This is a genomic window from Pseudofrankia asymbiotica (assembly GCF_001983105.1).
GTDB lineage: Bacteria > Actinomycetota > Actinomycetes > Frankiales > Frankiaceae > Pseudofrankia > Pseudofrankia asymbiotica.
The window spans coordinates 96,701-102,700 of sequence record NZ_MOMC01000051.1 but is presented as its reverse complement, the minus strand read 5'-3'; the positions used below and the strand labels follow the sequence as shown (position 1 = coordinate 102,700).

At 60.8% G+C, this 6,000-nt stretch carries 8 protein-coding genes; 6 read left to right on the top strand and 2 right to left on the bottom strand.

Translation table 11 applies throughout. The features are described 5' to 3' along the window. The 4 genes from BL253_RS42450 to BL253_RS25305 all read left to right on the top strand — a co-directional run. A partial coding sequence (locus BL253_RS42450) for a hypothetical protein (protein ID WP_158230416.1) occupies nucleotides 1–794 on the top strand: 794 nt, incomplete at its 5' end. After that, nucleotides 791–1,675 (top strand): formyltransferase family protein, encoded by an 885-nt coding sequence (locus BL253_RS25315; RefSeq protein ID WP_081438680.1) that lies wholly within the window; start codon nucleotides 791–793, stop codon nucleotides 1,673–1,675. The genes BL253_RS42450 and BL253_RS25315, both read left to right, overlap by 4 nt. Nucleotides 1,676–1,682: 7 nt before the next feature. Beyond that, a complete protein-coding gene (locus BL253_RS25310) occupies nucleotides 1,683–2,126 on the top strand; it encodes an NUDIX domain-containing protein (protein ID WP_076819731.1) in 444 nt (147 codons plus the stop codon). Between the two features lie 29 nt (nucleotides 2,127–2,155). Beyond that, on the top strand, nucleotides 2,156–2,719 hold the full coding sequence (locus BL253_RS25305; RefSeq protein ID WP_076819729.1) for an NUDIX domain-containing protein: 564 nt from the start codon (nucleotides 2,156–2,158) through the stop codon (nucleotides 2,717–2,719). Nucleotides 2,720–3,732: 1,013 nt separating this feature from the next. Here BL253_RS25305 and BL253_RS25300 read toward each other — a convergent pair. Next, nucleotides 3,733–4,083: a tyrosine-type recombinase/integrase gene (locus tag BL253_RS25300; RefSeq protein ID WP_081438683.1), complete on the bottom strand. Its 351-nt coding sequence runs from the start codon at nucleotides 4,081–4,083 to the stop codon at nucleotides 3,733–3,735. Here BL253_RS25300 and BL253_RS25295 point away from each other — a divergent pair. Beyond that, nucleotides 3,982–4,467, top strand: coding sequence for an IS3 family transposase (locus tag BL253_RS25295; RefSeq protein ID WP_338013750.1), 486 nt, complete (start codon nucleotides 3,982–3,984; stop codon nucleotides 4,465–4,467). The genes BL253_RS25300 and BL253_RS25295 overlap by 102 nt on opposite strands. A gap of 213 nt (nucleotides 4,468–4,680) precedes the next feature. Here BL253_RS25295 and BL253_RS25290 read toward each other — a convergent pair whose 3' ends face one another. After that, entirely contained in the window at nucleotides 4,681–5,073 is a 393-nt protein-coding gene (locus BL253_RS25290; RefSeq protein ID WP_131831568.1) for a hypothetical protein, read from the bottom strand. A gap of 30 nt (nucleotides 5,074–5,103) precedes the next feature. Here BL253_RS25290 and BL253_RS42445 point away from each other — a divergent pair, with 30 nt between their 5' ends. Then, nucleotides 5,104–5,928: a lytic transglycosylase domain-containing protein gene (locus BL253_RS42445; RefSeq protein ID WP_076819724.1), complete on the top strand. Its 825-nt coding sequence runs from the start codon at nucleotides 5,104–5,106 to the stop codon at nucleotides 5,926–5,928. Nucleotides 5,929–6,000: the final 72 nt, after the last annotated feature.

The following is a 6,000-nucleotide window of genomic DNA, read 5'->3' as shown; positions in this document are numbered from 1 at the left end:
CCAAGAAACAACTCGAGTGGGCGCTAAATACAACGATCGACGAAGCTCTAGTCTATGCTACGGCCGACCCCGATCTAGCGGTCAAGGAGCTACGGACCGTTGCCCGACGCGCTCGCGAATTAAATAGCTCGCGGCGATACGAAATTCGACTTCGGGCCATGATGGCGGCCGGCAACATCCTGAGAGATCATGGCCAGCCCGCCCAACGCGGTGAAGCGCGTCGCATATTTGCGCATCTGAAACGCGCCTATCAAGAGTTTGATGAACCACTCTATGTTGCACAGTCCACTCTGTATCTTGCCGCGACCAATGAAATGGCAAATCGCCTACCTGCGGCGGCCCACCAGTACGCGATTGCCCGGGTGATTGCCGAGTCACTTCACCTACAAAACTTCGCAAGGCGCGTGCAAATTAGGGAATCAACCGTCGCGACGAAAGAGGGTGATCTGGCCACCGCGCAGTCAGCACTCGGCAGGCTTCGCGACGACGCGGCGCATTCCGGTGATGCATCTCTTTTTATTGCCACAAGTTCGAAACTCGCGATATCCCTCATGAGGGGTAATCGCTTGGATGAAGCAGCTAGCGTCCTCTCCTCGCTCGATCAACAGGCGACCCGGACGCCTCTCCAGAGAGTGCAACTGAGGATAGTTCTCCTCGATCTTAGGCTGGCGATGCGTGACAGAATAGGAATCGAAGCAGAATTTGCGGATGTAGCTTCGCTCGTCGACGCCTACCACTTCAGACATCAAGCTGAGTATCTTGGACGTCTCCGACAAAGAATCGATCTTCCATGAGAATTGTTATTGTTTCGGCGAATCGTTATGGCGTGGCGCTGCACAAAACCCTAAAAACCAGGACAGCAAACCCTACTGTTGAGATCGGCGCAATCGTTGGGCCCAACAGACGTATCGACGACCAGATTGTCAACTATTTTACCGAAGCCCAGCGAGATGGAGATCTCGGTCTCGGTCTCCGTACGTCGCCGGGAGGAAATCTACTTCGCGAGTCGGACTACCTAGAGGCGTCAATCCCGGATGTAATTGTGGCCGCAGGTTGGCGTTGGATGATCGATGTAAATCAAGTCAGCGCAAAGCTGGCGCAATTGCGCCCGGATGGTGCACCGACCTTTCTTGGCACGCATCCCTCGCCGCTCCCATACGGTCGCGGTCAATCACCAATATCGTGGACCTTTCTGGAAGGCGCATCGTCTACCGCTCTTTGTCTATTCGAGTTGACTACAGAACCGGATGCCGGGTCAGTCTTGTGGTCCGAGAAAATTCGAATTGATCAAACATGGACATGCCGTGACCTTTACTTTGCTTGCATCAAGGCGCATGAGAATTTAGGGGCTTGGCTAGGCGAGCAGGAGGACTTGGCAGATCTCACATTACCTGAGACGTTTCGTCTAGACCGTGGACCCAGACGCAGACTCGGTGCTAGCGATGCGCAGATTCGAGGAATCTCATCGGCTGATTACAATCAAAGAGTATTTCGTGCCTTCGACTACCCCTACGGCCCGGTTTGGATTGAGATCGGTGGCACGTTGCGAGAGGTCCGCTCGTTGACGGTGCTGAGCGATCTGTCGCGCGGCGAGCCTGGTATGATCGTTCAGCAGTCCGAAAAATGTCTACTGCTACACTGCAACCCAGGGCTCGTCGAGGTTCAAATCGAATGAGGTCAACATGCCCGAACGCATCGACCGTCAATACTCTGGAATTATTTTCCTTACCGCCGAGCGGCAGGTTGTGCTCCAGCGAAGGGACAATAAGCCTGGAATAGTAAATCCAGGAATGCTTACGGCATTCGGTGGTACGGGAGAATCGGACGAGACTCCGGTCGAAACTGCGATGCGCGAGGCGCACGAGGAACTCGATATCGAAATACACGCTGACGAATTGCAGAATCTTTGCGAGCTTCCGAAGCGCGAGAATGACGGCAGTCTCACTCTCTGCACTTTTTTTGTCTACTCGAAACCTATCGATGTGACGGAGATTAACGTTCGTGAGGGCGTGGGAGCTGCGATCGTTGCACTTTCGGAGATTGAGGACGAGAATCTAATTAGTGTAACCGCAAAAAAGGCGATTCTCGAACTCCGCCGTTCACCCGCGGGGAAGTTCTCAAACTAAACCCCGGTCTGATGCAAAGAGGTCACCTCATGACTACATTGAACTCGAAATCACCGTTCAGGCTCCTTACTTCCCGTCTCGTCTACGAAAATCCGTGGCTCTCGGTCACCGAAGACAAGGTGATAAGAGCTGATGGAGGCGGCGGAACGTTTGGCGTTGTCGAGATGAAAGATGGTGTTACGGTCCTGGCGTTGACCGAAGACGGGGAAACATTCCTGGCTCGTGAATATAGGTACGGTGTCGAGCGACATACGCTGGAGCTTGTCAGCGGCGCGATCGAAGAGGGAGAAGATCCGCTGCAAGCCGCACGTAGGGAGTTGAAAGAAGAGATGGGCCTAACGGCATCTACGTGGACAGATCTAGGGCACATCGATCCCTTTACGAGCATTGTTCGATCAAAAAATTATCTCTTTCTCGCGCAAGATTTGACTGAGGGAGCGCGAAACCTAGACTCAGGCGAGGAGATAGAGCCGGTCCGAGTCGGGCTCGATACTGCGGTAAAAATGGCGCTCGAAGGCATGATCACTCATGGTGCGAGCACTGCGCTAATTCTTAAGGTCCGGCTCATGGATTACATGCAATCCGGCGATTAAGCATATAGATTTGATTGGCGGGCGTCTGTCTAATATGTAATATGGCGGCTGCGCCCTGGCTCGCCAGGTGCAGCCATCTTTACAGCCGCCTCGCGCGAACGTCCCTGGAAGAAGCAAGTCAAACGACGGATCAAGCGGTGTCGACCGACCTGCCCGGAGGTCTTTGGCCTCCGGGTCCGCGGTCTGGCGACCAGGACAGGGTGGGTACTGCACCCAAGCGTGTACCCACGCCGGCGGACGGCCTTGGACGATGGCGGACGTCAACGGACTCGACGTGCTACCGGACGAGCGGCACGCACGCCTGTGGACGTCGTCGGACGGCCTGCCTCTCCTCTTAAACCGCAGGTCAAGAACGAGCTGCCGCGCTGCTTCCGTTCCTCGGCGCTAGCGCACCTGCGGTACGGGTCGGCTTGCCAACGGGGACCTGTGCCCACCGGCCGTCGTGGTACAGAGTCAGTGACTGATCGCGATCATGCCGCGCGGTGACACCTACTCCAGCCAATGGTAGCCAGGCTGGCAGCCAAGCCGGCAGACAGCAGCGGATGAGGATGGACGTCTACGGAAACCGACGGCCGCCCGACCTGGACCGGCGGACGTCGGTGGACGACTACAGACGAGTATTCGGGAATCTCATAATCCTCCGGTCGTGGGTTCGAGCCCCACCCGCCCCACAAGCGTCTGACCTGCGGTTTTCCTCGCAACGCGACAACCCCCAAAGATCAATAAGGGGTCCCGAGGGGCGTTCCGGGTACGAACCGGGTACGTTGCGGCAGCAACCATTCCGGGACCCTCGCCCGTCAGCTACGCACCGTAGCGGCGGTGCGGACGCCTCCGGCTGGCCGTCCGGGCACTGCAGATCTGGTGCGCGCAGAAGAAAGCCAGCCGGATGCCGCATCGCCATTTGACAGCGCTGCGGTTATAAGCCCGCACCACAGAGTCGGTCGTTTCACTCTTTGCCCGATGGTCTGTCTGCGACGACACTGGCCGGTCTCGACCACACGAAGTGGTGTTGGTCATAGGCCGATGTCGAACTCTTCGGGTTCCGGCCCGTCATTGTCGGGCGCGTCGTCGATGAGCTCGTCCCAGCCTGCGGGGCGGCGGGTACGGGGAACGATTTTCGCGGCGGCCTCCGCCGCGTCTCGTCTCGCTTCCTCGAACAGCGTGGTGTAGATGTCGCCGGTGATCTGGATCGACGAGTGGCCGAGCATGTCGGAGACGGCCTTCATGTCGCGGGTGGCGTGGTAGACCACGCTGGCCGCGTTATGACGCAGGTCATGCAACCGCGTTGGTGGCAGCGCCGTTATATCGCCTCGGTCATCGACGCGTTCTCCCGGAAAGTGGTCGGCTGGGCCGTCGCCGACCATATGGAGACCGACCTGGTCCTCGACGCGTTGAAGATGGCGATCGCCCGCCGCCGGCCACCCGCCGGTGTCGTCTTCCAYGCCGACCGCGGCAGCCAGTACACCAGCCGCCGGTTCGTCAGGTTCTGCAGGAAGAAAAGGATCAGGAACTCGGTCGGTCGGACCGGTATCTGCTATGACAATGCCGCTGCCGAGTCCTTCTGGGCAACCCTCAAGAAGGAGTTCATCCACCTCCACGCCTTCGCCGGCCTGGGGCAGCTCCGCGCCGGTGTCTTCGACTACATCGAGACGTACTACAACCGCAGACGGCTACATTCCACCATCGGGTATACGACGCCCGCCGAGTACGAGGAGAAATTTGACAGAGAGGCCGTATCGGCGGCATAGTTAAATAGCTGTCTACAAAAACGGGAACGCTTCAGCCGGCATCGCCGTCACCGATCGCGGACACGCACGAACGGCCTGCTCCACGCCATCGGCCTGCCCGCCCTCGGAATCCCAGCCCTGCTCATCGCACTGCTCTCCGGCGCCGACGCCCCCCTCGACACCGACAAGCACCACACCTCGACCTCCCCACCCGCCACGGACAGCGGCTACGCCCTACCCCCACTCGGCCCACGCGCCCTCCCCGCCGCCCTCGCAGACCAAGGCGCCGGCCCGGCGGGACAGGTCCCCACCGACAGCCTCGCGACCGCCGCCGCCTCCCCCGCCATCACCACCGGCCTGGTCCGGCTCACCGCCACCGAACGCCAGATCCCCGCCCGCGTCCTGGCCGCCTACCAGCAGGCCGCCACCACCCTGGCTACCGAACAACCCGGCTGTCACCTGCGCTGGCAACTCCTCGCCGGCATCGGCAAGATCGAAACCAATCACGCCACCGGACGCACCATCACCCCCGATGGCACCATCACCCCGGCCATCCTCGGCCCCCGCCTCGACGGCGCGAGCGGTTTCGCCCGCATCCGCGACACCGACCACGGCACCTTCGACCACGACACCACCTACGACCGGGCCGTCGGCCCGATGCAGTTCCTCCCCGGTACCTGGACCGCCGCCGGCCGCGACGCCAACCACGACACCGCCAAGAACCCGAACAACATCGACGACGCCACCCTCACCACCGCCGCCTACCTCTGCGCCCACGGACGCGACCTCGCCAACCCCACCCACCTCTACACCGCCATCTACGCCTACAACCCCTCCGACACCTACGTCCGCGCCGTCCTCGCCTGGACCACCGGCTACACCAACACCACCCCCATCACCAACCCCCAACCCAGCCCGACACCAACCCCGAACCCGACACCGCCCAACACCCTCCCCAGTCCGCCGGCCACACCCTTCCCGATCAYCGACCTGACACCGCGATCAATTACCCCGACAGCCCCACCTGCCTCACCCATCGCCACAACCCCAACCTGCCCGACGGTCACCCTGACCACCAGCACCCTCGCCGCGACAACCAACACCGCCACCCTCGACATCACCGGCCGCTACACCACCGCCACGGATCTGACGACAGTCATTCACGCCGAAGCCCGCGACACCACCAGCCACACCCTCACCACCACCGACACCACCATCCCCACCACACCACCGACCCGCGACACCCTGCTCACCCGCCTCCCCCTCGACCACCTCACCACCCCCGGCCACACCACCACCATCACCGTCACCCTCACCACCACAGCCTCCGCCGGCTGCCCCACCCAGACCCTGATCACCCTCACCATCACCGGCATCACCCGCCCCAACACCCCCACCCCACCGACCCCCAGCAGCCCAGCAGCGCCCACATCCACCAGCCCAAGCCCGCAGACCGCGGCCTCGACACCAGCAACAGCATGATCACCACCGCGGTGCGCACAGGACGAACAGGACACCAGGCTCGAACCCTCGACGAGGAAGACCAGCCGCGAC